Origin of the sequence: Klebsiella sp. TF21-TM (genome assembly GCF_019753495.1) — a bacterium.
GTDB classification, from domain to species: Bacteria; Pseudomonadota; Gammaproteobacteria; order Enterobacterales; family Enterobacteriaceae; genus Klebsiella; species Klebsiella quasipneumoniae.
Genome location: NZ_JAIJYL010000082.1, coordinates 1 through 2591, shown reverse-complemented (window position 1 = coordinate 2591; position 2591 = coordinate 1). Strand labels below are relative to the sequence as shown.

The 2591-nt window shown below is 59.6% G+C and carries 3 protein-coding genes; all 3 read left to right on the top strand.

What is annotated here, in order from left to right; translation table 11 throughout:
* Positions 1 to 757: DUF3363 domain-containing protein (locus K5R89_RS27700; RefSeq protein ID WP_223542817.1), on the top strand; the 757-nt coding region annotated here is incomplete at its 5' end.
* A gap of 216 nt (positions 758 to 973) precedes the next feature.
* Positions 974 to 2188 (top strand): chloramphenicol/florfenicol efflux MFS transporter FloR, encoded by a 1215-nt coding sequence (gene floR, locus K5R89_RS26865; RefSeq protein WP_000214122.1) that lies wholly within the window; start codon positions 974 to 976, stop codon positions 2186 to 2188.
* Positions 2189 to 2215: 27 nt separating this feature from the next.
* Positions 2216 to 2521, top strand: a complete 306-nt coding sequence (locus tag K5R89_RS26860; protein WP_001255015.1) for a LysR family transcriptional regulator — start codon at positions 2216 to 2218, stop codon at positions 2519 to 2521.
* Positions 2522 to 2591: the final 70 nt, after the last annotated feature.

Sequence of the window (2591 nt, the reverse complement as noted above, 5' to 3'; positions counted from 1 at the left end):
CAGGGGTGTCGAAAGAGTCAACTGCGGTCCAAAGCTGTTGGACTTGGGTGAAAAGGGCGTTTATTCTTCCTATACGTGCCGCGTTCCAGGCGGCGACTATGAGGGCTATGTCGATGCCCATGTGCGCCGGCTGGAGGCGCTACGCCGGGCCGGTATCGTCGAGCGGATCGACGCCGACCAATGGCGCATCCCCGATGATCTGGTCAGCCGTGCCGCCGCCCATGACGCCGGCCGAGACAGTCAGGCCAGCGTTCGCGTCCTTTCCCCGGTCGATCTGAACAAACAGATCGGATCGGACGGCGCGACCTGGCTGGACCGGCGGCTGATCCACGGCGAGACGGCCGACCTTGCGCCAACCGGCTTCGGGCAACAAGTCCGCGAAGCCATGGACCAGCGCCGCGAGCACCATATCGAACAGGGCGACGCCACCCGCAGCCGGGACAGCCGCGTCTTCTACCGGCGCAACCTTCTCGCCATCCTGCGGGAGCGCGAGGTAGCCGGCGTCGGATCGGATATGGCTTTGAGTAAGGGCCTGCCGTTCCGCGCCGCCACGGACGGCGAGAGCGTCAGCGGCAAGTTTACCGGAACCGTGCATCTATCGAGCGGCAAGTTCGCCGTGGTCGAGAAATCCCATGAGTTCACCCTTGTCCCGTGGCGGCCGATCATCGACCGCCAACTCGGCCGCGAGGTTATGGGCATCGTGCAGGGCGGGTCGGTGTCGTGGCAGTTAGGGCGGCAGAGGGGGCTGGAACGCTGAGTGCGCCCATGCCGCATTGCGAAGCAAAAGATAATCGGATAAAATGTAGCAATTCATATTCGTAAGCGTGGAGTAATCAGATGGGAAATTCCAAGTCAGCAGACAAGTAAGCCGCAACAACCAGTATTGTTGTTGCGGCGCTCTGTAAGGCTAGTCTCATCTGATTGCTGACGAGCAGACGTCGCCCGGTATTCCTTAATCGAGGGTTGATTCGTCATGACCACCACACGCCCCGCGTGGGCCTATACGCTGCCGGCAGCACTGCTGCTGATGGCTCCTTTCGACATCCTCGCTTCACTGGCGATGGATATTTATCTCCCTGTCGTTCCAGCGATGCCCGGCATCCTGAACACGACGCCCGCTATGATCCAACTCACGTTGAGCCTCTATATGGTGATGCTCGGCGTGGGCCAGGTGATTTTTGGTCCGCTCTCAGACAGAATCGGGCGACGGCCAATTCTACTTGCGGGCGCAACGGCTTTCGTCATTGCGTCTCTGGGAGCAGCTTGGTCTTCAACTGCACCGGCCTTTGTCGCTTTCCGTCTACTTCAAGCAGTGGGCGCGTCGGCCATGCTGGTGGCGACGTTCGCGACGGTTCGCGACGTTTATGCCAACCGTCCTGAGGGTGTCGTCATCTACGGCCTTTTCAGTTCGATGCTGGCGTTCGTGCCTGCGCTCGGCCCTATCGCCGGAGTATTGATCGGCGAGTTCTTGGGATGGCAGGCGATATTCATTACTTTGGCTATACTGGCGATGCTCGCACTCCTAAATGCGGGTTTCAGGTGGCACGAAACCCGCCCTCTGGATCAAGTCAAGACGCGCCGATCTGTCTTGCCGATCTTCGCGAGTCCGGCTTTTTGGGTTTACACTGTCGGCTTTAGCGCCGGTATGGGCACCTACTTCGTCTTCTTCTCGACGGCTCCCCGTGTGCTCATAGGCCAAGCGGAATATTCCGAGATCGGATTCAGCTTTGCCTTCGCCACTGTCGCGCTTGTAATGATCGTGACAACCCGTTTCGCGAAGTCCTTTGTCGCCAGATGGGGCATCGCAGGATGCGTGGCGCGTGGGATGGCGTTGCTTGTTTGCGGAGCGGTCCTGTTGGGGATCGGCGAACTTTACGGCTCGCCGTCATTCCTCACCTTCATCCTACCGATGTGGGTTGTCGCGGTCGGTATTGTCTTCACGGTGTCCGTTACCGCGAACGGCGCTTTGGCAGAGTTCGACGACATCGCGGGATCAGCGGTCGCGTTCTACTTCTGCGTTCAAAGCCTGATAGTCAGCATTGTCGGGACATTGGCGGTGGCACTTTTAAACGGTGACACAGCGTGGCCCGTGATCTGTTACGCCACGGCGATGGCGGTACTGGTTTCGTTGGGGCTGGTGCTCCTTCGGCTCCGTGGGGCTGCCACCGAGAAGTCGCCAGTCGTCTAACCGACGACTGGTAGCAGGCCCGCTCCGATGCGGCGCACTAACCATCGAAACCTCGTGAATGTCGGTATCCTGTCTGGCAGGATACCGCTCATTTCCCTTGTTCAGTTCATCGCCGTCGCCGAGCATCTGAATTTTCGGCATGCGGCCAAGGCACTTGGTATCAGCCAGTCGAGCGTCAGCGCGCGTGTGAAAGCGCTGGAGGATAACCTTGGTGTCCTGCTATTTGAGCGCCATGCGCGGGGCGTTCGGCTAACAGACGCAGGCAGGCACTTCATGGAGCGTGTCACGGCGGGTGTCGATCAACTCGATCACGCAGTGAAGACCGCGGAGTGACGGGCACTGGCTGGCAATGTCTAGCAACGGCAGGCATTTCGGCTGAGGGTAAAAGAACTTTCCGCTAAGC